Source organism: Pseudomonas sp. MWU12-2037, assembly GCF_023242345.1.
GTDB classification, from domain to species: Bacteria; Pseudomonadota; Gammaproteobacteria; order Pseudomonadales; family Pseudomonadaceae; genus Aquipseudomonas; species Aquipseudomonas gingeri_D.
This window is the reverse complement of the sequence record NZ_JALLIZ010000003.1, coordinates 277,283-300,190: the sequence shown is the minus strand read 5'-3', so window position 1 is coordinate 300,190 and position 22,908 is coordinate 277,283. Positions and strand designations below refer to the sequence as shown.

At 61.9% G+C, this 22,908-nt stretch carries 24 protein-coding genes; 11 read left to right on the top strand and 13 right to left on the bottom strand.

Annotated features, from left to right (window positions below; genetic code table 11):
* Positions 1–109 precede the first annotated feature (109 nt).
* The 7 genes from M5B42_RS07175 to M5B42_RS07145 all read left to right on the top strand — a co-directional run bounded on the left by M5B42_RS07175 (position 110) and on the right by M5B42_RS07145 (position 5,843).
* The gene (locus M5B42_RS07175; protein ID WP_177103185.1) at positions 110–1,771 is read left to right on the top strand and encodes an OFA family MFS transporter; all 1,662 of its coding nucleotides are present in this window, start codon (positions 110–112) and stop codon (positions 1,769–1,771) included.
* A gap of 191 nt (positions 1,772–1,962) precedes the next feature.
* A complete protein-coding gene (hisB, locus tag M5B42_RS07170; protein ID WP_100940330.1) occupies positions 1,963–2,556 on the top strand; it encodes an imidazoleglycerol-phosphate dehydratase HisB in 594 nt (197 codons plus the stop codon).
* Positions 2,556–3,194, top strand: coding sequence for an imidazole glycerol phosphate synthase subunit HisH (gene hisH / locus M5B42_RS07165; protein WP_248745396.1), 639 nt, complete (start codon positions 2,556–2,558; stop codon positions 3,192–3,194). The genes hisB and hisH overlap by 1 nt, the downstream gene beginning before the upstream one ends.
* Positions 3,195–3,455, top strand: coding sequence for a DUF2164 domain-containing protein (locus tag M5B42_RS07160; protein WP_100940332.1), 261 nt, complete (start codon positions 3,195–3,197; stop codon positions 3,453–3,455).
* Positions 3,456–3,496: 41 nt separating this feature from the next.
* A complete protein-coding gene (gene hisA, locus M5B42_RS07155) occupies positions 3,497–4,234 on the top strand; it encodes a 1-(5-phosphoribosyl)-5-[(5-phosphoribosylamino)methylideneamino]imidazole-4-carboxamide isomerase (protein ID WP_008041005.1) in 738 nt (245 codons plus the stop codon).
* A gap of 9 nt (positions 4,235–4,243) precedes the next feature.
* A complete protein-coding gene (gene hisF / locus M5B42_RS07150) occupies positions 4,244–5,014 on the top strand; it encodes an imidazole glycerol phosphate synthase subunit HisF (protein ID WP_100940334.1) in 771 nt (256 codons plus the stop codon).
* A gap of 73 nt (positions 5,015–5,087) precedes the next feature.
* Positions 5,088–5,843 (top strand): ABC transporter substrate-binding protein, encoded by a 756-nt coding sequence (locus M5B42_RS07145; protein ID WP_248745395.1) that lies wholly within the window; start codon positions 5,088–5,090, stop codon positions 5,841–5,843.
* 6 nt (positions 5,844–5,849) lie between these two features.
* Here M5B42_RS07145 and M5B42_RS07140 read toward each other — a convergent pair whose 3' ends face one another.
* The 5 genes from M5B42_RS07140 to gpmI all read right to left on the bottom strand — a co-directional run bounded on the left by M5B42_RS07140 (position 5,850) and on the right by gpmI (position 12,625).
* Positions 5,850–7,463: a trypsin-like peptidase domain-containing protein gene (locus M5B42_RS07140; RefSeq protein ID WP_248745394.1), complete on the bottom strand. Its 1,614-nt coding sequence runs from the start codon at positions 7,461–7,463 to the stop codon at positions 5,850–5,852.
* A gap of 69 nt (positions 7,464–7,532) precedes the next feature.
* A complete protein-coding gene (locus M5B42_RS07135) occupies positions 7,533–8,309 on the bottom strand; it encodes a divergent polysaccharide deacetylase family protein (protein ID WP_248745393.1) in 777 nt (258 codons plus the stop codon).
* Between the two features lies 1 nt (position 8,310).
* Complete coding sequence (locus M5B42_RS07130) at positions 8,311–9,633, bottom strand: S41 family peptidase (protein WP_103496803.1); 1,323 nt, start codon at positions 9,631–9,633, stop codon at positions 8,311–8,313.
* A gap of 30 nt (positions 9,634–9,663) precedes the next feature.
* Positions 9,664–10,950, bottom strand: a complete 1,287-nt coding sequence (locus M5B42_RS07125) for a murein hydrolase activator EnvC (RefSeq protein ID WP_152737797.1) — start codon at positions 10,948–10,950, stop codon at positions 9,664–9,666.
* A gap of 139 nt (positions 10,951–11,089) precedes the next feature.
* Positions 11,090–12,625 (bottom strand): 2,3-bisphosphoglycerate-independent phosphoglycerate mutase, encoded by a 1,536-nt coding sequence (gpmI, locus tag M5B42_RS07120; protein WP_248745392.1) that lies wholly within the window; start codon positions 12,623–12,625, stop codon positions 11,090–11,092.
* 148 nt (positions 12,626–12,773) lie between these two features.
* On the opposite strand from gpmI, the gene M5B42_RS07115 reads away from it, so the two are divergent.
* The 3 genes from M5B42_RS07115 to secB are packed head-to-tail and all read left to right on the top strand — an operon-like array spanning position 12,774 to position 13,973.
* Complete coding sequence (locus M5B42_RS07115; RefSeq protein ID WP_100940340.1) at positions 12,774–13,187, top strand: rhodanese-like domain-containing protein; 414 nt, start codon at positions 12,774–12,776, stop codon at positions 13,185–13,187.
* 1 nt (position 13,188) lies between these two features.
* Positions 13,189–13,443 (top strand): glutaredoxin 3, encoded by a 255-nt coding sequence (grxC, locus tag M5B42_RS07110; protein ID WP_103496806.1) that lies wholly within the window; start codon positions 13,189–13,191, stop codon positions 13,441–13,443.
* Positions 13,444–13,490: 47 nt separating this feature from the next.
* Positions 13,491–13,973, top strand: a complete 483-nt coding sequence (secB, locus tag M5B42_RS07105; protein ID WP_103496807.1) for a protein-export chaperone SecB — start codon at positions 13,491–13,493, stop codon at positions 13,971–13,973.
* A gap of 49 nt (positions 13,974–14,022) precedes the next feature.
* Here the strand turns inward: secB and M5B42_RS07100 are convergent, their stop codons facing one another.
* A complete protein-coding gene (locus M5B42_RS07100) occupies positions 14,023–14,478 on the bottom strand; it encodes a tRNA (cytidine(34)-2'-O)-methyltransferase (protein WP_100940343.1) in 456 nt (151 codons plus the stop codon).
* Between M5B42_RS07100 and M5B42_RS07095 the strand changes: the two genes are divergently transcribed.
* The gene (locus M5B42_RS07095; RefSeq protein WP_152737795.1) at positions 14,477–14,917 is read left to right on the top strand and encodes a hypothetical protein; all 441 of its coding nucleotides are present in this window, start codon (positions 14,477–14,479) and stop codon (positions 14,915–14,917) included. The genes M5B42_RS07100 and M5B42_RS07095 overlap by 2 nt on opposite strands.
* 820 nt (positions 14,918–15,737) lie before the next feature.
* Here the strand turns inward: M5B42_RS07095 and ntrC are convergent.
* From ntrC to glnA, 7 genes are all read right to left on the bottom strand, one after another.
* Positions 15,738–17,174: a nitrogen regulation protein NR(I) gene (gene ntrC / locus M5B42_RS07090; RefSeq protein WP_100940345.1), complete on the bottom strand. Its 1,437-nt coding sequence runs from the start codon at positions 17,172–17,174 to the stop codon at positions 15,738–15,740.
* Positions 17,171–18,256, bottom strand: coding sequence for a nitrogen regulation protein NR(II) (gene glnL / locus M5B42_RS07085; protein WP_040063506.1), 1,086 nt, complete (start codon positions 18,254–18,256; stop codon positions 17,171–17,173). Before glnL ends, ntrC begins: the two co-directional genes overlap by 4 nt.
* Positions 18,257–18,507: 251 nt before the next feature.
* Positions 18,508–19,143 carry a DUF4124 domain-containing protein gene (locus tag M5B42_RS07080; RefSeq protein ID WP_248745391.1) on the bottom strand — a complete coding sequence of 212 codons (636 nt, stop codon included), beginning with the start codon at positions 19,141–19,143 and terminating at the stop codon, positions 18,508–18,510.
* Positions 19,144–19,150: 7 nt separating this feature from the next.
* Positions 19,151–19,690 carry a DUF4124 domain-containing protein gene (locus tag M5B42_RS07075; RefSeq protein ID WP_248745390.1) on the bottom strand — a complete coding sequence of 180 codons (540 nt, stop codon included), beginning with the start codon at positions 19,688–19,690 and terminating at the stop codon, positions 19,151–19,153.
* A gap of 83 nt (positions 19,691–19,773) precedes the next feature.
* A complete protein-coding gene (locus tag M5B42_RS07070) occupies positions 19,774–20,343 on the bottom strand; it encodes a chorismate mutase (protein ID WP_248745389.1) in 570 nt (189 codons plus the stop codon).
* Between the two features lie 287 nt (positions 20,344–20,630).
* Entirely contained in the window at positions 20,631–21,017 is a 387-nt protein-coding gene (locus tag M5B42_RS07065) for a cupin domain-containing protein (protein WP_103495505.1), read from the bottom strand.
* A 205-nt stretch (positions 21,018–21,222) separates the two neighbouring features.
* Positions 21,223–22,629 carry a type I glutamate--ammonia ligase gene (gene glnA / locus M5B42_RS07060; RefSeq protein WP_191489959.1) on the bottom strand — a complete coding sequence of 469 codons (1,407 nt, stop codon included), beginning with the start codon at positions 22,627–22,629 and terminating at the stop codon, positions 21,223–21,225.
* Between the last annotated feature and the right edge of the window lie 279 nt (positions 22,630–22,908).

Here is a 22,908-nt window from a genome sequence, read left to right as displayed (position 1 = left end):
TTGTCGCGTAACAAGCATCACTCGATAACACGGCCATGCCTGCGTGCACCAAGGTCGGGAGTGATGTGTGGCCGGCGAACCATCATTTCAATTGGGGGAAACACTTCAAATGAGCACCAGCATGACGGCGCGCATTCAAGCCGCCGAACCTGCGTTCCTGTCAAAAGAGCGCATTATCGCCAAGCCCGGTTTCAACCGCTGGCTGGTTCCACCGGCCGCCCTGGCCATCCACCTGTGCATCGGCATGGCCTACGGCTTCTCGGTGTTCTGGTTGCCACTGTCCAAGGCCTTGGGCATCACCGCACCGGTCGCTTGCGCGCCGGACATGAGCTTTATCTCACAGGTCTTCTCGTCGCAGTGTGATTGGCCGATTTCCATGCTCGGCTGGATCTACACCCTGTTCTTCATTTTCCTCGGCTGCTCGGCCGCGATCTGGGGCGGCTGGCTGGAACGTGCCGGTCCGCGCAAGGCCGGTGTGGTGTCCGCACTGTGCTGGTGTGGTGGCTTGCTGATTTCCGCGTTGGGGGTCTATACCCACCAGATCTGGCTGATGTGGATCGGTTCCGGGGTGATTGGCGGTATCGGTCTGGGGCTGGGCTATATCTCGCCGGTCTCGACCCTGATCAAGTGGTTCCCGGACAAGCGCGGCATGGCCACCGGCATGGCAATCATGGGCTTCGGCGGCGGCGCGATGGTCGGTGCACCGTTGGCGGCGGCCTTGATGGGCCACTTCGCTTCGCCTACCAGTGTCGGCGTGTGGCAGAGCTTCGCGGTGATGGCGGCGATTTACTTCGTCTTCATGATCGGCGGCGCATTGTCGTACCGCGTGCCGCCTACCGGTTGGAAGCCCGAGGGCTGGACCGCACCGGTGAAGAAGAGCAGCAACGCGATGATCACCCACCGTCACGTGCATGTGAACGTGGCCTGGAAGACCCCGCAGTTCCGTCTGGTGTGGCTGGTGCTGTGCCTGAACGTATCCGCCGGTATCGGCATCCTCGGCATGGCTTCGCCACTGTTGCAGGAAGTCTTCGCCGGCAAACTGCTCGGCAACGGCCTGACCTTCGGCCAGTTGGACGCCGCGCAACTGGGCCAGATCGCCGCCATCGCAGCCGGCTTCACCGGTTTGCTCAGCCTGTTCAACATCGGCGGCCGGTTCTTCTGGGCGTCGTTCTCGGACTATATCGGCCGCAAGGCGACCTACTTCGTGTTCTTCGCCCTGGGTTTCGCGCTCTATGCGTCAGTGCCGAGCCTTGGTCATCTGGGCAGCGTCGCGCTGTTCGTGGCGGCGTTCTGCGTGATCCTGTCGATGTACGGCGGTGGTTTCGCCACGGTGCCGGCCTACCTGGCGGACCTGTTCGGCACCCAGATGGTCGGTGCGATCCACGGTCGCCTGCTGACCGCCTGGGCGGCAGCCGGGGTGCTGGGTCCGGTGCTGGTGAACTACCTGCGTGAGTATCAGTTGAGCATCGGCGTCGAGCGCGCCGCGGCCTACGACATCACCTTGTACATCCTCGCCGGCCTGCTGGTGCTGGGGTTCATCTGCAACCTGCTGGTGCGTCCGGTGGCCGACAAGTACTTCATGACCGACGCGCAGCTCGCCGCCGAGCAGGCGCTGGGTCATGACAAGGGCGCCGACAGCACTACCGTGCTGGAGTGGAAAGCCGCTGCGGGCAGCAAGCCGATGGCGGTTGCCGCCTGGCTGGTGGTGGGCATTCCGTTGGCGTGGGGCGTGTGGGTCACCCTGCAGAAGACGGCGGTGCTGTTCCACTAAGTTGTACATCGTGATCATTCCCGCGTAGCGCGTGGGAGTGATCACACCCTCCTTTCGTAGTTGTCCTGACAGGTATATCCCCGACACGCCTGGATTCAGCCCGTCCGGGAGTTCACCTTGCGTGTTTCTGTTTGCCGCCCGCGCCCCTATAATGGTTGCCTTTTTCGCCCAATGATTTTGCGGAGCTGGTGATGGCCGAACGTAAGGCGTCCGTCGAGCGCGACACTCTGGAAACCCAGATCAAAGCCTCGATCAACCTGGATGGCACCGGAAAGGCCCGATTTGATATCGGTGTGCCTTTTCTTGAACACATGCTCGACCAGATCGCCCGTCACGGGCTGATCGACCTGGATATCGAGTGCAAGGGCGACCTGCATATCGACGACCACCACACCGTGGAAGACGTCGGTATCACCCTGGGTCAGGCCTTCGCCAAAGCCATCGGCGACAAAAAAGGCATCCGTCGCTACGGTCACGCCTATGTGCCGCTGGACGAAGCGCTGTCGCGAGTGGTCATCGACTTCTCCGGCCGTCCCGGCCTGCAGATGCACGTGCCCTACACCCGCGCCACCGTGGGCGGCTTCGACGTCGATCTGTTCCAGGAATTCTTCCAGGGCTTCGTCAACCACGCCCTGGTCAGCCTGCACATCGACAACCTGCGTGGCACCAACACCCACCACCAGATCGAAACCGTGTTCAAGGCCTTCGGTCGCGCCCTGCGCATGGCCGTCGAACTCGACGACCGCATGGCCGGGCAAATGCCTTCGACCAAGGGCGTCCTGTAATGCAGACGGTCGCGGTTATCGATTACGGCATGGGTAACCTGCACTCGGTGGCCAAGGCCCTCGAGCACGTGGGTGCCGGCAAGGTGCTGATCACCAGCGATGCGGCTGTGATTCGCGAAGCCGACCGGGTGGTTTTCCCCGGCGTCGGCGCGATTCGCGACTGCATGGCCGAGATCCGTCGCCTGGGTTTCGACGCCCTGGTGCGTGAAGTCAGCCAGGATCGTCCGTTCCTTGGCATCTGTGTCGGCATGCAGGCCTTGCTCGACCATAGCGAAGAGAACGCCGGCGTCGACTGCATCGGCCTGTTTCCTGGCCAGGTGAAGCTGTTCGCCAAGGACCAGCGCGAGGACGGCGAGCATCTGAAAGTGCCGCATATGGGCTGGAACGAGGTGACGCAGGTAGTGGATCACCCCCTGTGGCACAACATCCCGGACCTGGCGCGCTTCTACTTCGTGCACAGCTACTACATCGCCGCCGGTAACCCGCGGCAGGTGGTGGGCCGCGGGCACTACGGCGTCGACTTCGCTGCGGCGCTGGCCGAGGGCTCGCGTTTCGCCGTGCAGTTCCACCCGGAGAAAAGCCATACCCATGGCCTGCAATTGCTGCAGAACTTCGCCGCCTGGGATGGGCGCTGGTAAATGGCCGCGAAGAAGACCAAGCCGCCGATCCTGACCCTCACTCCGGAACAGGAGAACGAGGCCAATCAGAAGATCAAGCGCTTCATGGAAGAGCGCTTCGAACTGGACCTGGGTTCGTTCGAAGCGGCTGAAATCCTCGACCTGTTTACCCGTGAAATTGCTCCGCACTATTACAACAGGGCGATTTTCGATGTGCAGACGCACCTTAAAGAAAGGTTCGAAAGCATCGAAAGCGACCTGTGGGCACTCGAGAAAAACTGATTTCCGAGTAAAGCTGAAAAAACGACTCTAAGGTTTGCCAGATGCTGATTATCCCCGCTATCGATCTCAAAGACGGTGCCTGCGTTCGTCTGCGCCAGGGCCGCATGGAAGATTCCACGGTGTTCTCCGATGACCCGGTGAGCATGGCTGCCAAGTGGGTGGAGGGCGGCTGCCGCCGTCTGCATCTGGTCGACCTGAACGGCGCGTTCGAAGGCCAGCCGGTCAATGGCGAGGTGGTCACCGCCATCGCCAAGCGTTACCCGAACCTGCCGATCCAGATCGGCGGCGGTATCCGTTCCCTGGAAACCATCGAGCACTACGTCAAGGCCGGCGTGAGCTACGTGATCATCGGCACCAAGGCGGTGAAAGACCCTGCGTTCGTTGCCGAAGCCTGCCGCGCGTTCCCGGGCAAGGTCATCGTCGGCCTGGATGCCAAGGACGGTTTTGTCGCCACCGACGGCTGGGCTGAAATCAGCACCGTGCAGGTCATCGACCTGGCCAAACAGTTCGAAGCCGACGGCGTCTCCGCCATCGTCTACACCGATATCGCCAAAGACGGCATGATGCAGGGCTGCAACGTGCCCTTCACCGCAGCCCTGGCCGCGGCCACGAAAATTCCGGTGATCGCTTCCGGCGGTATCCACAACCTGGGCGATATCAAGAGCCTGCTGGACGCCAAGGCACCGGGCATCATCGGCGCGATTACCGGCCGGGCGATCTACGAAGGCACCCTCGATGTCGCCGAGGCGCAAGCCTTCTGCGATTCGTACAAAGGCTGAGGACTCACCATGGCGCTGGCCAAACGCATCATCCCTTGCCTGGACGTCGACAACGGTCGCGTGGTCAAGGGCGTCAAGTTCGAGAACATCCGTGATGCCGGTGACCCGGTGGAAATCGCCCGGCGTTACGACGAGCAGGGCGCGGATGAGATCACCTTTCTCGACATCACCGCCAGCGTCGACGGCCGTGACACCACGCTGCATACCGTCGAGCGCATGGCCAGCCAGGTGTTTATCCCGCTGACGGTCGGCGGCGGCGTGCGCACCGTGCAGGACATCCGCAACCTGCTCAATGCCGGGGCCGACAAGGTCTCGATCAACACGGCGGCGGTGTTCAACCCCGAGTTCGTCGGCGAAGCGGCGCAGCATTTCGGCTCGCAGTGCATTGTCGTCGCCATCGATGCGAAGAAGGTCTCGCTGCCGGGCGAAACCCCGCGCTGGGAAATCTTCACCCACGGCGGGCGCAAGCCCACCGGGCTCGATGCGGTGGAGTGGGCTTCGAGGATGGAAGGCCTCGGTGCCGGCGAGATCCTGCTCACCAGCATGGACCAGGACGGCATGAAAAGCGGTTTCGACCTCGGTGTGACCCGGGCCATCAGCGATGCCCTGGGCATCCCGGTGATCGCTTCGGGCGGTGTCGGTAACCTGCAGCACCTGGCCGACGGGATTCTGGAAGGCCACGCCAGTGCGGTACTGGCGGCGAGCATCTTCCACTTCGGCGAGTACACGGTGCCGGAAGCCAAGGCCTATATGGCCGCGCGCGGTATTGTGGTGCGCTGAGCGCAACAGCCCACTGGACAGCGTGGCGGGCTCAAGTCACTCTTGAGTCCGCCACGGATTCCGGTTGCCTACTATGTCTAAACGCTTTTTCCTTGTGCTGTTTTGCCTGATCGGACTGTTGTCGGGCACGGTAGAGGCGGCGGACACAGCCGATGACGGCATTGTCCTGCTGACGGAGAACTTCCCGCCCTACAACATGGCGAAAAATGGCAAGAACTTCGCCAAGGACGAGAATATCGAAGGCATTGCCGCCGATATCGTGCGGGAAACCTTCAAGCGCGCCGGTATTTCCTACAGCCTGACCCTGCGTTTCCCCTGGGAACGTATCTACAAGCTCGCCCTGGAAAACCCCGGCTACGGGGTGTTTGTCATGGCCAGGCTGCCGGAGCGCGAGAGACTGTTCAAATGGGTCGGGCCGATCGGTCCTGACGATTGGGTGCTGCTGGGCAAGACGGACAGCCCGATTGCCTTGTCGGGCCTGGAGCAGGCCCATCGCTACCGGATCGGCGCCTACAAGGGCGACGCTATCGCCCAATACCTGGCGCAGCACGGATTCAACCCGGTGCTGGCCCTGCGCGACCAGGATAATGCGCGCAAGCTGGTCGACGGTCAGATCGACCTGTGGGCCTCGGGCGATCCCGCCGGACGCTATCTGGCGCGGCAGGAGGGCATTGCCGGGCTCAAGACGGTCTTGCGCTTCAACAGTGCGTCCCTTTACCTGGCCCTCAACAAAGAGGTGCCCGACGCGGTCGTCGCCAAGTTGCAGTCGGCGCTCGATCAGCTACGCCGTGAAGGGGCGGTGGATCAGGCCTTTGCTCATTACCTGTAGTGTCGGTCAGCGCGGCCTGAGGATATCTGTCCGGACCGGCGAGACCTGATTGGCCTGGTCGTAGGCTCGCGTGCACAGCTTGATCGGTTCCCTGTACACCGAGAACAGCTCCTTGTATTGCCCGTTGGGCAATTCGTCGATGCGGACTTTGATCGTCTTCTTCACGAGTTCGACGGCGGGCGGAATGTCGGGGTCCACGGGCAGCAGGACATCTTCCTCCTCCTCTTCCAGGGGCGGAGGTATTTCCACGAAGCCGGCTTTGTCCTGACAGTCCGTCGAGCGAGCGGGTCCGTACTTGTATTCATAGCGGGCGTAGAACGGCGGGTTGTGTTGCCAGATGACGGCGTAGGTGCCAAGCAGCGTCCGGTCCAGCTCGATGCTCATGTCCGGCGACCGCGCCGGCCCGGGTTCCGCCAGTTCGACGGCCAGGGTCAGGGCGCCTTTCATCCGTGCCGGGGGGTGTTGCGGCGTCTGTGTCTCCATCCCCAGGATGCAGAGCATATGGATGCCGGTTTGCGGGCCTATGGGCAGGTCGATCATCGCGCTCAGGCTGGGCAGCGCGGGGCCGTAGTGGGCCGGGTCTTCGCAGTCGGTCGCCCGGCGTACGGTCTTGAAGCGATAGAACGGCGTGCTGAGTCTGAGGGGGGCTTTCCAGTTGGGGATGATGTCGCTATTGCCGTTGGGTGACGCGACAAAGTACTGCTGGATCGGCTGCGGGTTTTCAAAACTGATCGAGGTCGTCGGATACAGATCGCACTCGTGCGGATCGGCCGTTAATCGGCCATCGATAAAACAACGGTTCAGAAAGGCCAGCGAACTTCCATAGTTGGTACCGGGTTGCCAGTCGGGCTGGCCTTGGGTGGTCTCGCAAGGTGTTCCCGCCAGGCACTGCTTCTCTTCCCGCGTCTCATGGGTGGTGGTGGCGATAATCCCGAACAGTTCCCCGCTCTCTCTGTCCAGCAAGGGGCCGCCAAAGCTTCCCGCCGTGATGCCGCGGCAGCGGTTCTTCATGGTCGAGCGCCAGACCCAGGGCTGTTCGAGGATTTCCGCACTGGCCAGATGAGTGCAGGCGGACACCTGTAGCGTTGCCCATTCGGGCACGCCGAGGGCCAATATATCGCTGCGTGGACGCGGTTCGGTGGTGGCCAGTTTCAGTGGCTCTATCCCTTCGGCGAGCAAGGTGGCGAGGGGTTTTTCAAGTTCGATAATGGCCAGGTCGATGCCTGCGCTGCTGCTCCACCTGAGGGTTTTGAGTTTGTAGAGCTTCAGTTGCTCGATGCTGTCCTCGAAGTAGTTGAAGGAGACCGTGCCGACAATGGGCTGGTCTTTCTGGATCTCACGGTTGTCCTGGTGCAGGCAGCGGTTGCTGGTGACGATATAGGCGGGTGCATCGGCGGCGGTGTCAGGCGTGCGAGTGTCCAGAAGGCTGGCGGTACAGAGTGCCTGTGACTGGTTCTTGATGCGGCCGATACCGCTCCATTTGTTGAAGCGGCCGTCGAAGTTGCTGACGAAAGCGGGGGGCGGCATGCCATAGGCGCTGTGGGTGTCGATCCGGGCATGGAGGTTGAGGGGCAGGAGCAGCAGCGCGGTGTGGAGGAGGTTTCTCAGTAGGTCTTTCATGTCGGCTCAGTCAAGTTCGTGAGCACTGAACTTACTGGCGCGGCTGGAGCGCGTGTGTATGGATAGATATCAGCGATAAACGCCTTGTTTGCCGTGAGCCTCGGTCGCCTGGTTGCTGCGCAGGGCGATCATCGACTTGATGTCGATCCAGTCGATGCCCTGCTCCTTGAGCTTGGGCAGCTCGCGTTCGAGGACCGCCAGGGTCTGCGGGTACGGATGGCCGATGACCACCACCGTGCCCTGTTTGCGGGCCAGTTTGATCGCGGTTTCCAATTGGACGGTGATGGCCGCTTCGGTGCGCTCGTTGTCGAGGAAGACATCCCGCGACACACTGGGCAGGCCGATCTTCTGCGCTTGGGCCGCGGCGACGGTCTTGGCGCTGGTGCGGCTGTCGACGAAGAACTTGTTGCGCCGCTGCAATTCGCCCATCAGCCAGGCCATGGCCACCGGTTCGGCGGTCATGCGGCTGCCTTCATGGTTGTTGATCCCGCTGGTAAAGGGCACGGCCTTGAAGGCGGCGGCCAGGCGCGTTTGCAATTCATCGAGGGACAGGTCGGGATGCCAGGCGAAAGGCCCGGTGGCCGGGTCCATGGGCATGTGCAGCATGACGATCTTGCCGGCGGCATGGGCCTCGCGGGCGAATTCGGCGGCGTGCAGGGTGTCGGGCATGATCGAGGGGGTGACCGGCCCGGGCAGGGCCAGCACCCGACGATCCCGGGGCAGGTTCTGCCCCAGGTCATCGATAATCAGGGTGAGGTAGGCCTTGGTCGGTGCCGGCGGCTCGACCGGCGCCGCCTGGGCAACGCCGATCAAACAGCCGATAAGGAGCAGCAGCCAGCGGCGCATCTCAGTTGCCGCGTGTCACGCTCAGACCCTTGAGCAGGCTCAGGGCCTGGCCCAACTGATAGTCGTCATCCTGCAGGCGTGGCTTGGCCTTGGGCGCCTTGACGCTTGGCTTGTCCGCGCCGCCGTTGCCGTTGCCCAGGTGACCCTGGAGATCGGCTTCCTTGAAGGTGTCGTCGTCCTGGGCGCCGGTGACCTTGGCCTGGCGCACTTCAACATCGGGGATGATGCCCTGGGCCTGGATCGAACGACCGTTGGGGGTGAAGTACAGCGCGGTGGTGATCTTCAGCGCGCGATCATTGCTCAACGGCAGCACGGTCTGGACCGAGCCCTTGCCGAAGCTGGTGGTGCCCATCAACACGGCGCGTTTCTGGTCTTGCAGGGCACCGGCAACGATTTCCGAAGCCGAGGCGCTGCCGCCGTTGATCAGCACCACCATCGGCACCGCTTCGCTTTCGTCGTGGCCGGTGGCCGAGAAGCGCAGTTCGGAGTTGGCGATGCGACCTTTGGTGTAGACGATCAGGCCCTTGGTGATGAAGTGGTCGACCACTTCCACCGCCGCCTGCAACACGCCGCCCGGGTTGTTGCGCAGGTCGAGGACGATGCCGTTGAGCTTCTTGCCGTTTTCCTTGTGCAGGGCCGCGAGGGCCTTGGAGACCTCTTCGCCGGTCTTGACCTGGAACTGGGTGATGCGGATATAGCCGTAGCCGTTTTCCAGCAACTGGCTGCGCACGCTCTTGGTGCGGATGATCGCCCGGGTCAGGGTCACGTCGAACGGCGCGCCGCCGCCGCGCACCAGGGTCAGGGTGATCTTCTGGCCGACCTTGCCGCGCATCTTGTCGACGGCTTCGGTCATGGTCTGGCCGCGGGTCGGCTGGCCGTTGATCTTGACGATCAGGTCGCCGGCCTGCACGCCGGCCTTGGACGCCGGGGTGTCGTCGATCGGCGAGACCACCTTGACGAAGTTGTCTTCCATGCCGACTTCGATGCCCAGGCCGCCGAATTCGCCGCTGGTGTCTTCCTGCAGCTGGGCGAAGTCGTCCGGCCCGAGGTAGGCGGAATGCGGGTCAAGGTTGCTGAGCATGCCCTTGATGGCATTCTCCAGCAGGGTCTTGTCGTCCACCGGTTCGACATAGGCGGCCTTGATCCGGTCCATGACCTCGGCAAAGGTGCGCAGCTCGTCGAGCGGCAGCGGGGCCTTGGCGGTGACGGCCGGAGCAGCGGCAGCCGGCGCGGGCTGGGCAGGTTGCGCAGCGAACGCGTGGGGCGCACCGATCACCAGGGCGATCGTCAGGGCCAGCGAGGTGAGGCGGGACAAATGCAACATGTCGAACGAACTCCTGATTAAGATGCCGGCCTATCCTTGGGCGCGGCACCATTGGGCCGGATCACTCGGGTGACCCTGCTGACGTATAGCGAAATACAACGCGGGTGCGTCCTGACCGCCACTGTTGCCTACAGTAGAGATCGACTCACCGGCTTTTACCACATCGCCTGCGGACTTGAGCAGCGTCTGGTTGTGCCCGTAGAGGCTCAGGTAACCGTTGCCGTGGTCCAGAATGACCAGCAAACCGGCGCCCCGCAACCAATCGGCGAACACCACGCGGCCACCGTGCACGGCGTGCACCTGGCTACCGGCGGCGGCGCTGATCATTACCCCGTCCCACTTGGTCCGGGCGTCATCGCCACGGGTTTCACCAAAGCGCGCAAGCAGTCGACCATCAACTGGCCATGGAAGTTTGCCGCGCGCTGAAGCAAAAGGGCCGCCGAAGGATTCTCCTGCACTCGATACCAAGGCTCCAGGCGTGGTTTTACGCGGTGGCCGTGGGCTGTCGTCGTTGGCGACCGCAGCCTCACGCTGGCGCTTTTTTTCGGCTTCCTGCTGGGCGAGCAGCGCTTTCTGACGCGCTTCTTCCGCCTCGCGGGCCTGGCGAGCCAGGGTTTCTTCGATGGTCTTGAGGACTTTCGACAGGTCGGCCTGGTCCTGTTCGCGAGCGGCGAGCTTCTGGTCGCGGGCTTTCACGTCGTCACTGAGCTTGGCCAGGGCCGCCTGGCGCTCCTTGCGGACCTTGTCCAGTTCGTCGCGCTGGCTGTCCAGGCTGCTTTTCTGCACCAGCAACTGGGCTTGCTGCAGATTGATGTCGTTTTCGACATTGGCCAGTTGGCGCAGGGTTTCGTTGAAGTTCTTCAACTGCTCCATGCGCGCCTGGCTCAGGTAATCGTAATAGGTCAGGGTGCGGGCGAATTTTTCCGGGTTTTGCTGGTTGAGCAACAGCTTGAGGTACTCCTGGCGGCCACCCTGGTAGGCGGCGCGGGCCTGGATCGCGATCAGTCGCTGCTGTTCAATGCGCGCGCTCTGGAGTTTTTTTTTCTCTGCGTCGAGCCGCTGCAGTTCGCTTTCGCTCTTTTTCAGCTCTTTCTGCAGGGCATCGACCTGCTTCTCCAGCTTGCCCATCTCGGTTTCGGTGCCGCGCAGTTCTTTCTGCACCCCGGATTTTTCTTCCTGCAGCTTGCCCAGGAGCTTTTTCAGCTCAGCGATATCCTGACGCGTAGCGTCCAATTGCTGCTGGGTTTGTGCGCGCTCGTCGGCAAAGGCCGGTTGGAGCAGGCAGATCAGGGCTAGGGCGATAAGGGCGCGAAGCATGGGGCGGGCGACACCTGGGAACGAGACGCCCTAGTATGCCCGCCGCGGGCTGCAAAAAAAACGCCCAAAAGCGGTTGCTTTCAGGCGTTTCCGATAAAGAGGTAGGCCGCAGGCCTGCGGCCTACCTGATTTGTGGCGTTTAGAGGTCAGTCAGGATCGACGTACCGGTCATCTCTTTCGGCTGTTCCAGGCCCAGAAGCTTGAGCATGGTCGGTGCGACATCTGCCAACACGCCGCCTTCACGGACCTTCAGCGGACGCTTGCCGACATAGATGAAGGGTACCGGCTCGGTGGTGTGGGCGGTGTGGGCCTGGCCGGTGGATTCGTCTTCCATTTGTTCGACGTTGCCGTGGTCGGCGGTGATCAGCGCTTCGCCGCCGACCTTGTCCAGGGCCTCGACGATACGTCCTACACACAAATCCAGACATTCCACTGCTTTAACGGCCGCATCGAACACGCCGCTGTGGCCGACCATGTCGCCGTTGGCGTAGTTGACCACGATCACGTCGTAACGCTGGTGTTCGATAGCATCGACGATGCGGTCGGTGACTTCCGGCGCGCTCATTTCCGGTTGCAGGTCGTAGGTGGCGACTTTCGGCGACGGGATCAGGATACGTTCCTCACCCGGGAAAGGTTCTTCACGACCGCCGGAAAAGAAAAAGGTGACGTGGGCGTACTTCTCGGTTTCGGCGATCCGTAGCTGGGTCTTGCCGTTTTTTGCCAGATAGTCGCCCAGCACGTTTTCCAGGCTGCCCGGGGCGAAGGCTGACGGCGTGTGAATGCTGGCGGCGTACTGGGTCAGCATGATGAAGCCAGCGGTTTTCGGCTGGCGGGCGCGCTCGAAGTCCTTGAAGTCGTCTTCGACGAACACCCGGGTCAGTTCACGGGCACGGTCGGCGCGGAAGTTCATGAATACCACCGCATCGCCGTCTTCGACGGTGACTTTCTCGCCAATGCGGGTGGCCTTGACGAATTCGTCGCTCTCGCCGCGCTCATAGGCGGCTTGCAGGCCTTCCTGGGCATTGGCGGCGTGGAACTCGGCCTGGCCGTCGACAATCAGGTTGTAGGCCTGGGCCACACGGTCCCAGCGGTTGTCGCGGTCCATGGCGAAATAGCGCCCGATCAGGCTGGCGATACGGCCCTTGCCCAGGGTACGGAAGGTTTCGTCGAGCAACTCGATGGATGACTGGGCGCTTTTCGGCGGGGTGTCGCGGCCATCGAGGAAGGCGTGCAGGTAGATTTTCTCGGCGCCGCGCTTGAACGCCAGCTCGGCCATGGCCACCAGGTGGTCCTGATGGCTGTGCACGCCACCTTCGGACAGCAGGCCGAGGATGTGCACCGCCTTGCCCGCGGCCACGGCCTTGTCCACCGCCGCGCAGATGGTCGGGTTCTCGAAGAACTCGCCGTCGCGGATCGACTTGGTCACGCGGGTGAAGTCCTGGTACACCACCCGGCCGGCGCCGAGGTTCATGTGGCCGACTTCGGAGTTGCCCATCTGCCCGTCCGGCAGGCCGACATCCATGCCGGAGCCGGAGATCAGGCCGTTGGGCTGGGTCGCGACCAGGCGGTCGAGCGCCGGTTTTTTCGCCGAATAGACGGCGTTGTAGTCATGGCTCTCACTGTGACCGAAGCCATCCAGGATGATCAGGACCAAAGGTTTAGGCGTGGTAGTCATGGACGGCACTCGCGGCTGGATTGAAAGGTCATGGAAAAAAGAGTCGCAGTTTAAAGCCAAGTTCAAATGCAGTCACCGCCGGGCGGGGTTTGGCCGACCTTGACGGCTGTGTATACTGGCCCACATTTTAACGCCCTGGAACCTCCTGATGGTCGATCACCTGATTGCATTTGCCACTAGCCACTACCTGTTAGCCGGCGCCTTCGTGCTCCTGCTGGCCTTGCTGATTGCCCATGAAATGAGCCGCGGTGGCGCCAGCCTCAGTACTGGCCAGTTGACCGCACTGGTCAACCAGGACCAGGGCGTGGTCATCGACTTGCGCCCGAGCAAGGACTTTGCCGCCGGTCATATCGTCGGCGCGCTGAACATTCCCCAGGACAAACTGATGGCTCGCATCGGTGAACTGGAGAAGCACAAGGCCAAGACCCTGATTCTGGTCGACGCCCAGGGCCAGCACTCCGGGACTCACGCCCGCGAGCTGCTCAAGTCCGGTTTCACTGCCGCCAAGCTGTCCGGTGGTATTTCCAGCTGGAAAGCCGACAATCTGCCGCTGGTGAAGTGATATGAGCCAGGTCGTTGTCTACTCCAGTGATTACTGCCCTTACTGCATGCGCGCCAAGTCGTTGCTCGGCAGCAAGAACGTTGCTTTCGACGAGATCAAGGTCGATGGCAAACCGCAGTTGCGGGCCGAGATGTCCCAGAAGGCCGGGCGCACGTCCGTGCCACAAATCTGGATCGGCGACCGGCACATCGGTGGTTGCGACGACCTGTTCGCCCTCGAGCGCGCCGGTAAGCTGGACGCGTTGCTGGAAGCTTGATTCCCCCAACCCTTTAAAGACCTGAAGATCAAGAAGGATCTGCTGCGATGACTGACCAACAGAACACTGCTGCCACTGAAGAAGATAGCCAACCGCAATTCTCCTTGCAGCGTATCTACGTGCGCGACCTGTCCTTCGAAGCCCCGAAAAGCCCGGCGATCTTCCGCCAGCAGTGGGAGCCGAGCGTCGGCCTGGACCTCAATACCCGTCAGAAAGCCCTGGAAGGCGACTTCCACGAGGTGGTGCTGACCCTGTCGGTGACCGTGAAGAACGGTGAAGAAGTGGCTTTCATCGCTGAAGTGCAGCAGGCCGGTATCTTCCTGATCAAGAACCTCGATGCGGCTTCCATGAGCCACACCCTGGGTGCATTCTGCCCGAACATCCTGTTCCCGTACGCCCGTGAAACCCTGGACAGCCTGGTCACCCGTGGTTCGTTCCCGGCGTTGATGCTGGCCCCGGTGAACTTCGATGCCCTGTACGCGCAAGAGCTGCAGCGTCTGCAGGAAGACGGCGCGCAAACCGTTCAATAAACGGATTGCCTGCCCACAAAAAAGCGCCTTTTTCCGGCGCTTTTTTTGTTCAGGCAAAGCCCAACTGGCGCCAACCTTCGTAGACCGCCACCGCCACGGTGTTGGACAGGTTCAGGCTGCGGCAGCCTTCGCGCATCGGCAGGCGCAGGCGTTGTTCGCCGGGCAGGGCGTCGAGCACCTCGGCCGGCAGGCCACGGCTTTCCGGGCCGAAGAGAAACGCATCACCCTCGGCGAAGCGCGCCTCGTGGAACACTCGCGAACCCTTGGTGGTAAAAGCGAACAGGCGCGGGTGGCCGAGGCTTTCCAGGCAACTGGCGAGGTCGGCGTGGGTCTTGAGCGTGGCGTACTCGTGATAGTCGAGGCCGGCGCGGCGCAAGCGCTTGTCGTCCATTTCAAAACCGATGGGCTCGATCAAATGCAGGTGGCAGCCGCTGTTGGCGCACAGCCTGATAATGTTGCCGGTGTTCGGCGGAATTTCTGGTTGAAAAAGGATGACGTGAAACATGCACGGCTCCGAAGATGAAGATGGGCTGCATTCTACCCCCGAAGAGGACCCGCGATCGAAGCTATTGCCGCGGGTGTTGGGATCGCTGGCGATTGTCGGCTTGATGGTCGGGATGATGATCGGTCGCCTGACCGCGCCCGAGCCCCTGGTTTTGCAACAGGTCGAGGTGGTGCCCGAGGGGGTGGTGGTCTGGTTCAGTGCCGAGCCCAAGGTGCATGGCGAGCAGGTCGACGGCACGGTGGCGTTGCTGTTCGACGCCGAGGGCAAGGCGCAGAACGGCCACTTGCAGGTGGCCGGCAAGGACGCCAACTGGCGTGTGCGCTTGAGTGACAAGGGGTTGTTGCTGACGTTGCTGGCGGCGCGTCCGCTGCACGGCGAATGGGCCGGGGCGAAGGTGGACGGGCGCTGGAGATTGGCGATCAATCTCCGTGAGGAATAAAAGAGGGAATCTCCGGCCTGCCTGTACCGGAGCTCCCAGAACGGCTATCGGGCTCGTCGCGGTGAGCGGTGTGAGTCCGGGTGTTAAAGAGGGAATTCCTGACCTGCCTGTATCAGGGTTCCCAAAAGCGTTTGGACTCGTCGCTGTGAGCGGTGTGAGTCCCGGTGTAAAGAGGGGGAGTCCCGGCCTGCCTGTACCAGGGTCCCCGAAAACGTCTGGACTCATCGCTGTGTGCGGTATGAGTCCCGGTGTAAAGAAGGGAATTCCTGACCTGCCTGTATCAGGGTTCCCAAAAGCGTTTTTGGACTCGTCGCTGTGAGCGGTGTGAGTCCCGGTGTAAAGAAGGGGAGTCTTGACCTGCCTGTATCAAGGTCCCCGAAAGCATCTGGACTCGTCGCTGTGAGCGGTATGAGTCCTGGTGTAAAGAAGGGAAGTCCCGGCCTGCCTGTACCAGGGTTCCCAAAAGCGTCTTGGGACTCGTCGCTGTGAGCGGTGTGAGTCCCGGTGTAAAGAAGGGGAGTCCCTGACCTGCCTGTATCAGGGTCCCCAAAACTGGGTTGTACTGGGGTTATTGCAGGGCGCGTGCCAGCTTTTGAAAAAACGCCAATGATTGCCCTGATAATTTTCAAAATGTGTCTGAAGGCCCCGGAATACGGGGCCTTTCTGCTCGAGCGTAAAAACGGCGATGGCGCCTGCGCGGCCTGATTCTCTGCTCGATCGCGGTTCAAGGCGCATTGCCGTGGTGCACGCCGTCCCATTTACAGGGCAATAAAAAACCCTCTACAGCCAGGCTGTAGAGGGTTTGGCTTGAAGCGACGGATCAACCCTCGTCGCTGTCGTCCTCATCGCCGCCATCGACCTTCATGCCCAGTTCCTTGATCTTGCGGGTCAAGGTGTTGCGGCCCCAGCCCAGCAGCACGGCGGCGTCGCGACGGCGGCCGGCGGTGTGCTTGAGGGCGGTCTCGATCATGATCCGTTCGAAACTCGGTACGGCGCTGTCCAGCAGGCTCGATTGGCCGCGTGCCAGCGCCTGGTCGGCCCACTGGCGCAGTGCCTGTTCCCAGTTGGTCACCGGTGCCGAATCCTGCGGCAGGTTCAGCAGCTCCGGCGGCAGGTCGCTGATATGCACCTCGCGCCCGGAAGCCATCACTGTGATCCAGCGGCAGGTGTTCTCCAGCTGGCGCACGTTGCCCGGCCACGGCAGGTTCTTCAGGTATTCCTCGGTTTCCGACTTCAGCAGCTTCGGCTCCACCGACAGTTCCTGGGCGGCGCGGGCGAGGAAGTGCTTGGCCAGGGTCGGGATGTCTTCGCGACGGTCCGACATCCGTGGAATATGGATGCGGATCACGTTCAGGCGATGGAACAGGTCCTCACGGAATTTGCCCGCGTGAACCAGGGTTTCCAGGTTCTGGTGGGTCGCGGCGATGATGCGCACGTCGACCTTGACCGGCGTATGCCCGCCGACCCGGTAGAACTCGCCGTCCGCCAGTACCCGCAGCAGACGGGTCTGGGTGTCGGCCGGCATGTCGCCGATTTCGTCGAGGAACAGGGTGCCGCCGTCGGCCTGTTCGAAACGCCCGCGCCGCAGGTTGGCCGCGCCGGTAAAGGCGCCTTTTTCATGGCCGAACAGCTCGGATTCCATCAGGTCCTTGGGAATCGCCGCCATGTTCAAGGCGATGAACGGTTGCGCCGCCCGTGGGCTGTGGCGGTGCAGGGCGTGGGCCACCAGCTCTTTGCCGGTGCCGGACTCGCCATTGATCAATACGGTGATGTTGGAGTGGCTGAGGCGACCGATGGCGCGAAACACTTCCTGCATCGCCGGCGCTTCGCCGATGATTTCCGGGGTCCGGGTCAGGGTCGGCGCCACGGCCATGCCTTGTTGTTCCTGGGCATGCTGGTTGGCGCGCTTGACCAGCGACACCGCTTCATCGACGTCAAACGGCTTGGGCAGGTATTCGAACGCCCCGCCCTGGTAGGAGGCCACCGCGCTGTCGAGGTCGGAATGGGCGGTCATGATGATCACCGGCAGGCGCGGGTGCTGCTCGCGAATCCGCGCGAGCAGGTCCAGGCCACTGGCGCCGGGCATGCGGATGTCGGAGATGATCACATCCGGCTGCTGACGGACCAGGCGGCTCATTACGCCATCGGCACTGTCGAAGCTCTGGGTGGTCATCCCTTCCTGTTGCAGGGCTTTTTCCAGGACCCATCGGATAGAACGGTCGTCATCGACGATCCACACGGTTTCACTACGGCTCATGTCGATGTGGCTCCTTGTTCCAGTGGCAGAAAGATCGAGAATGTGGTGTGGCCGGGGTGGCTCTCACATTCGATCAGGCCCTGGTGCTGGCTGATGATGTTCTGGGTAATGGCCAGGCCGAGCCCGGTACCGTCCGGGCGGCCGCTGACCATGGGATAGAAGATGGTTTCCTGCAGCTCGGCGGGAATCCCCGGGCCGTTGTCGATGATCTCGATCTTGGTCACCAGGCGATGGCGCACGTGGCCGATGGTGAACTGGCGGATCGCCCGGGTGCGCAGGCTGATGCGACCCAGGCGCAGCTCGTTCTGGCTGCTGATGGCCTGCATGGCGTTGCGCACGATATTGAGCACGGCCTGGATCATCTGTTCACGGTCGATCAGTACATCGGGAATACTGGGGTCATAGTCGCGCACCAGATTGATGCAGCCCTGGCTCTCGGCTTCCACCAGGCTGCTGACGTGTTCGAGGACTTCGTGGACGTTGGTCAGCGCCAGGGACGGCAGCTTGTTCGAGCCGAGCATGCGGTCCACCAGGTTGCGCAGGCGGTCGGCCTCTTCGATGATGACGTTGGTGTAGTCCTTGAGGCTTTCTTCCGGCAGCTCGCGGGCCAGCAACTGTGCGGCGCCGCGAATCCCGCCCAGGGGATTCTTGATTTCGTGGGCCAGGCCGCGCACCAACATCTTGGTGGTTTCCTGCTTGGACAGCTGGGCCTCTTCCTTGGTGATCCGCAACAGGCGGTCGCGGGGATGGACTTCCAGCAGCAGGAGGGTTTCGCCCTGGCTGAGAATCGGCGTCACGGCGTAATCGACGGTCAGGGTCTGGCCGGTCAGCGCCGTGAGCATGGCTTCGCGCTTGGTGAACGGGTGCGCCTGTTCCACGGCCTGGCGCAGGGAGTTCAAGGCCTCGACCGACTCGGTGAACAGTTCGCTGATGAACTGGCCATGGCTGCGCTGGCCGCTGATGGCCAGGAGCATTTCCGCCGCCGGGTTCATGTACTCCAGGCGCAATTCGGCGTTGAGCAGGATGGTCGCGGTGGTCAGGTTGTCGAGTAACAGTCTGTGCAGGGCGTCACTGATGGTCATGGGGACCTCTTTTGGAGCATGGCAAACGGGGCCGGTCCCGATTTGCGCGCGCGAACAAGGCGTCGATACAAGGAAAATGCAAAAACCAAACCAAGGCTCCGAAAAGAAGCGCGAATTGCCTGAAATGGGCGTTTCAGGCTCGATTGAGTGGCGTTCTGCCAGAAACGACGGGTACTTTCGAACCAAAATGGGATTTGGTTCGGGTAGGTGTGCAGTTTAGTGCACCAATCTGGTGCCATGCTTGGCGTGGATCAGAGAAACGGCAAAATGCTGCTGCTTTCTTCCTCGGGCTTGTCTGCCAGCGGGCATTCCGGCCGTTGTCCGTAATCAGCCAGTTGGCAGGGGTTGGCCTGGCGTTTCTGCGCCAGCGAGATACGCACCATATGGAAGGGTTGGTTGGCCGTGCGTTCGGCGATCCGCCCCTGTTCGTCGAGGATCTCCACCGCGAGCTGGTGGCTGCCGCGGTCGATATTGTTCAAGGCGAACACCGGGCTGGGGCCGGGCGCGGCGGTGGGTTTGCCATCCAGCAGCAATTGGTAGGTGTGCCCGGGCATCAGGCCGGGTTCACTGGTGACGCTGACGATCAGGTTGCCTTCGGTGCTACGGATGGTGGCATCGGGGTCCGGCACCAGGATGCGTAGCATCTGGTAATGGAGAATCGGCTGGACCTTGGGTTTTTGCGCGGTGGCCGGCGTGGGCAGGGGCGCCGTCGGGGTCAGCGACAGGCGATTGACCGGCGGCAACGGCACCGCCTTGGCACCGGCCCGGTGTTGATCGGTGAAGACCCGGTTGCCCTGGCTGTCGATGTAGGTGTAGATCTCGGCCAGTGCCGAGCCGGCGCAAAGCGTCAGGAGCAGCGGCAGCAGGCGGACGAAAACGCGAATCATAAGTGGCTCAAGGCTTGTGTACCCGTTGGACGGTAAAGGGTACGAGGGCGCTTTGCTGCACCACCTGTTCGCCGGCCAGCACCTGGACGCCGAGGGTATGGTCACCGCGGTCGATATTCACCAGTTGCAGGCGTGGCACATTGCTTGGCTGGCCGTAGGGCGCGCCGTCGAGCACCAGGCGCAGCAGGTGCTGGCGTTGCAGGCGTGGCTCCATCTTCACGCCGACGGTGAAGGTGCCGTTGTTGGCACGCAGGGCTTCCTGGGTCGGGATGTCCGTCAGTTCCAGGGTGCTGTAGGCCGCGCCGGCATTGGTGGGTGTCGTCGCCGAAGTCGCCGGTGCGGGTGTCGCCGGTGTGGGCAGCGGCAGCGTGTACGACTGCTGCAGGCCCACGCTGTTGAGCGGCGGCAGCTCCACGGTCTGTGCGGCGGTGCCGTCGGGCGGCTGGTTGCTGTAGGCCGTGTTGCCGTTGGCATCGGTGTACTTGTAGATCTGTGCGGCGGCTGGCAAGGCGACCGCCATTAGCAGCAAAAGAAGGCTTCGACCCATGGGCGCTCCCGATAGTGGTCCTGGCGCTGACATCCCGCCCAGGTGCTTCAGGGTGTCAGCATAGAGCACAACCTTCAACGGCTTCAGCGCCCGCTGAGGCACAACTCGCCCACGGCGCGAATCAGCGCCAGGTCATGGATCTCGTCGGTGCTCAGGACCTGGCGCTCCTGGGCCAGCCAGGTCGGGCATTGCGGGTCCTGCCGGGAGGCGGCGAAGGCGGCGTAATGCTGCAGCAGGCGCACTTGCAGTTGATCAAGGGCCGGGCGGATCTGCTTGACCAGGTCGGGGCGGGCGATGGTCGGGGCCTTGCCCGCGGCGTGCCACTTGGCCAGCAGGGCGTATTGCACCAGCTTGTTGGCTTCGATCTGGGCGGCGAGGAACTGGCTGACGTCTTCAGGCTTGAGCTGGTAGGTGGCGGCTTCCTGCGCGGCATTGGCGATGACTTGCTGCTCGCGCGGGCTGTCCTGGATCGGCTTGCCGCTGTCCCATTTGGTCAACGCGACCTGATCGGCGATCTCCAGGCGTTCGCTCACGGCCTGGAGCAAGGGTGCCAGGGATGCGGGGGCGGGTGCTGGCTTCGGGGTTTCAGCGAGGGCACCGGTGCTGAGGAGAATAAGCAGCAGCGGGCTGGCAAGGCGTTTTGTCAGGTACATGGAGCGGGCTTCGTCCAGAGGGTGGGCACAGGGCCCTGAGTAAACGTCACAAGCGCGGCCAGGCGCCAGTTTCTTTTCATGAAAAAGATGTCGGCGTGTCCCGGGAGGCCATTCGTGGCGTGGGATCTTGAAAACACCACAATACCTGTAGGAGCAGGGCTTGCCCGCGAAGCTTTTAGCGATCTTGAGGCCCCCTTCGCGGCGGTGCGGCGTCCCGACAAGCCTTGCTCCTACAGTTCAGTGTTTAATGCACATTTTGTGTTCGGCAAAAATCTGTAGGAGCTATGTCAGAGGTCCGATACCGAGAGCGGCACGCCCTCGGTGCCGGCGTAGAACACCAACAGGTCCACCGGAACCGCGCCGGTCTTGGCGCGGTGCTGGATGTTGACCAGGGCGGCTATTGTGTCGCCCTGTTTCAGGTGGGTGTTGTGGCCCCCTTCCCGGGTCTCGACCCACACTTCGCCCGAGAGGATGTAGGCGGCGCTGGGAATCGGGTGGAGGTGCCAGCCCAACTCGGTATCGGCCGGAATATTGACCTGCAACAAGGTCAGTTCCGGTGGTCCTTCGGGATAGCGTTCGTAGGGCGTGCCATCCCAGGAGCTGGTGCTGCGCAGCAGCACTTGGGCGCTGGGTTGGGGTGGGGTTTGTGCATTGGATGTGGAGATCGGGGTCATGTGCTGGCTTCCAGGTTAACGTCCTTGTACCGCGCGCCACGCGCGGTGCCTGTGGTTCCCGTCACAAGGTCGGGAGCCCCTAGTTAACGCCGCTCCACAGCGTCCTGCCAGTCTGGAAACGTTTCAAGAATTCTCGATTTCTGCCCATGAAAAAGGCCACCCGAAGGTGGCCTTTCGTTACGCCGCTTGCGCGAGCGCTACCGGATCAGCAGCTGTAGTACAGCTCGTATTCCAGTGGGTGTACGAAGGTGCGTACTTTGATTTCTTCTTCGCTTTTCAGCTCGATGTAGGCATCGATGAAGTCGTCGCTGAAAACGCCGCCTTTGGTCAGGAACGCACGGCCTTTGTCCAGCTCTTCCAGGGCTTCTTTCAGGCTACCGCACACCTGTGGAATCTCTTTGGCCTCTTCAGGCGGCAGGTCATACAGGTTTTTGTCGGCAGCGTCGCCAGGGTGGATCTTGTTCTGGATACCGTCCAGGCCGGCCATCATCAGTGCGGCGAAGGCCAGGTAAGGGTTGGCAGCCGGATCCGGGAAGCGTGCTTCGATACGACGAGCCTTGGGGCTGTTGACGTAAGGAATACGGATCGAGGCGGAACGGTTGCGTGCCGAGTAGGCCAGCATTACCGGCGCTTCGAAGCCTGGGACCAGACGCTTGTAGGAGTTGGTCGACGGGTTGGTGAAGCCGTTCAGGGCCTTACCGTGCTTGATGATGCCGCCGATGAAGTACAGGGCGGTGTCGGACAGGCCGGCATAACCTTCGCCAGCGAAGGTGTTCTTGCCCTCTTTGGAGATGGACATGTGAACGTGCATACCCGAGCCGTTATCGCCGTACAGCGGTTTTGGCATGAAGGTCGCGGTACGGCCGTAGGCGTCTGCCACGTTGTGTACGCAGTACTTCAGGGTCTGGACTTCGTCAGCCTTGTTGACCAGGGTGTTGAACTTCACACCGATTTCGTTCTGGCCGGCAGTTGCCACTTCGTGGTGGTGAACTTCGACGGTCTGGCCCATCTCTTCCAGTGCGTTGCACATGGAGGTACGGATTTCGTGGTCGTGGTCGAACGGTGGAACCGGGAAGTAGCCGCCTTTGATACCTGGACGGTGGCCTTTGTTACCGCCTTCCACGTCCTGGTCGGACATCCACGAACCTTGTTCGGAGAAGATCTTGAACATGGAGCCGGAGATGTCGGACTTGAACTTGACCGAATCGAAGATGAAGAACTCAGGCTCAGGGCCGAAGAAAGCGGTGTCGCCGATACCGGTCGACTTGAGGTATTCCTCGGCGCGACGGGCGATCGCACGTGGGTCGCGGTCATAGCCCTGCATGGTCGAAGGCTCGATCACGTCGCAGACCAGGATCAGGGTCGGCTCTTCGGTGAACGGGTCGAGTACGGCGGTGCTGTCGTCCGGCATCAGGATCATGTCGGAGGCTTCGATGCCTTTCCACCCGGAGATGGAGGAGCCGTCGAACATTTTGCCGATTTCGAAGAATTCGTCATCCAGTGCATCACGGGCCGGCATGGTCACGTGGTGCTGAGTGCCTTTGGTGTCAGTGAAGCGCAGATCAATCCATTTAACGTCATGATCTTTGATGAGTTGAACCGACTTCGACATGGTGTCCTCCGGGTGGCTTCGGGCTGGGTAGTGGAGTTAGCCCTGAAAGAGTGGTGATGCCGGCGCGAATATCGGCCAAGGCAACCTGCCTCACAAGAGAGCAAATTGCATGCCAGTGCCCCGTGATGGGTTTTTTGCCCCAATCTCACGCGTTGCAGCGAGCATAGGAGAATTTTCGGGCGTTTGTCGCACCATTTTGGATCTAAAATAATCGACGGCGACCTGTTTTGGTGCGTGCAAAACCATCTGCACAATAACTGGTTAAACCTTGAGCAATTT

Excerpts from the sequence above, each read along its gene's own strand:
- M5B42_RS07175 (WP_177103185.1), top strand. The coding sequence starts at position 110 with ATGAGCACCAGCATGACGGCGCGCATTCAAGCCGCCGAACCTGCGTTC.
- hisB (WP_100940330.1), top strand. The coding sequence starts at position 1,963 with ATGGCCGAACGTAAGGCGTCCGTCGAGCGCGACACTCTGGAAACCCAG.
- hisH (WP_248745396.1), top strand. The coding sequence starts at position 2,556 with ATGCAGACGGTCGCGGTTATCGATTACGGCATGGGTAACCTGCACTCG.
- M5B42_RS07160 (WP_100940332.1), top strand. The coding sequence starts at position 3,195 with ATGGCCGCGAAGAAGACCAAGCCGCCGATCCTGACCCTCACTCCGGAA.
- hisA (WP_008041005.1), top strand. The coding sequence starts at position 3,497 with ATGCTGATTATCCCCGCTATCGATCTCAAAGACGGTGCCTGCGTTCGT.
- hisF (WP_100940334.1), top strand. The coding sequence starts at position 4,244 with ATGGCGCTGGCCAAACGCATCATCCCTTGCCTGGACGTCGACAACGGT.
- M5B42_RS07145 (WP_248745395.1), top strand. The coding sequence starts at position 5,088 with ATGTCTAAACGCTTTTTCCTTGTGCTGTTTTGCCTGATCGGACTGTTG.
- M5B42_RS07140 (WP_248745394.1), bottom strand. The coding sequence starts at position 7,463 with ATGAAAGACCTACTGAGAAACCTCCTCCACACCGCGCTGCTGCTCCTG.
- M5B42_RS07135 (WP_248745393.1), bottom strand. The coding sequence starts at position 8,309 with ATGCGCCGCTGGCTGCTGCTCCTTATCGGCTGTTTGATCGGCGTTGCC.
- M5B42_RS07130 (WP_103496803.1), bottom strand. The coding sequence starts at position 9,633 with ATGTTGCATTTGTCCCGCCTCACCTCGCTGGCCCTGACGATCGCCCTG.
- M5B42_RS07125 (WP_152737797.1), bottom strand. The coding sequence starts at position 10,950 with ATGCTTCGCGCCCTTATCGCCCTAGCCCTGATCTGCCTGCTCCAACCG.
- gpmI (WP_248745392.1), bottom strand. The coding sequence starts at position 12,625 with ATGACTACCACGCCTAAACCTTTGGTCCTGATCATCCTGGATGGCTTC.
- M5B42_RS07115 (WP_100940340.1), top strand. The coding sequence starts at position 12,774 with ATGGTCGATCACCTGATTGCATTTGCCACTAGCCACTACCTGTTAGCC.
- grxC (WP_103496806.1), top strand. The coding sequence starts at position 13,189 with ATGAGCCAGGTCGTTGTCTACTCCAGTGATTACTGCCCTTACTGCATG.
- secB (WP_103496807.1), top strand. The coding sequence starts at position 13,491 with ATGACTGACCAACAGAACACTGCTGCCACTGAAGAAGATAGCCAACCG.
- M5B42_RS07095 (WP_152737795.1), top strand. The coding sequence starts at position 14,477 with ATGCACGGCTCCGAAGATGAAGATGGGCTGCATTCTACCCCCGAAGAG.
- M5B42_RS07100 (WP_100940343.1), bottom strand. The coding sequence starts at position 14,478 with ATGTTTCACGTCATCCTTTTTCAACCAGAAATTCCGCCGAACACCGGC.
- ntrC (WP_100940345.1), bottom strand. The coding sequence starts at position 17,174 with ATGAGCCGTAGTGAAACCGTGTGGATCGTCGATGACGACCGTTCTATC.
- glnL (WP_040063506.1), bottom strand. The coding sequence starts at position 18,256 with ATGACCATCAGTGACGCCCTGCACAGACTGTTACTCGACAACCTGACC.
- M5B42_RS07080 (WP_248745391.1), bottom strand. The coding sequence starts at position 19,143 with ATGATTCGCGTTTTCGTCCGCCTGCTGCCGCTGCTCCTGACGCTTTGC.
- M5B42_RS07075 (WP_248745390.1), bottom strand. The coding sequence starts at position 19,690 with ATGGGTCGAAGCCTTCTTTTGCTGCTAATGGCGGTCGCCTTGCCAGCC.
- M5B42_RS07070 (WP_248745389.1), bottom strand. The coding sequence starts at position 20,343 with ATGTACCTGACAAAACGCCTTGCCAGCCCGCTGCTGCTTATTCTCCTC.
- M5B42_RS07065 (WP_103495505.1), bottom strand. The coding sequence starts at position 21,017 with ATGACCCCGATCTCCACATCCAATGCACAAACCCCACCCCAACCCAGC.
- glnA (WP_191489959.1), bottom strand. The coding sequence starts at position 22,629 with ATGTCGAAGTCGGTTCAACTCATCAAAGATCATGACGTTAAATGGATT.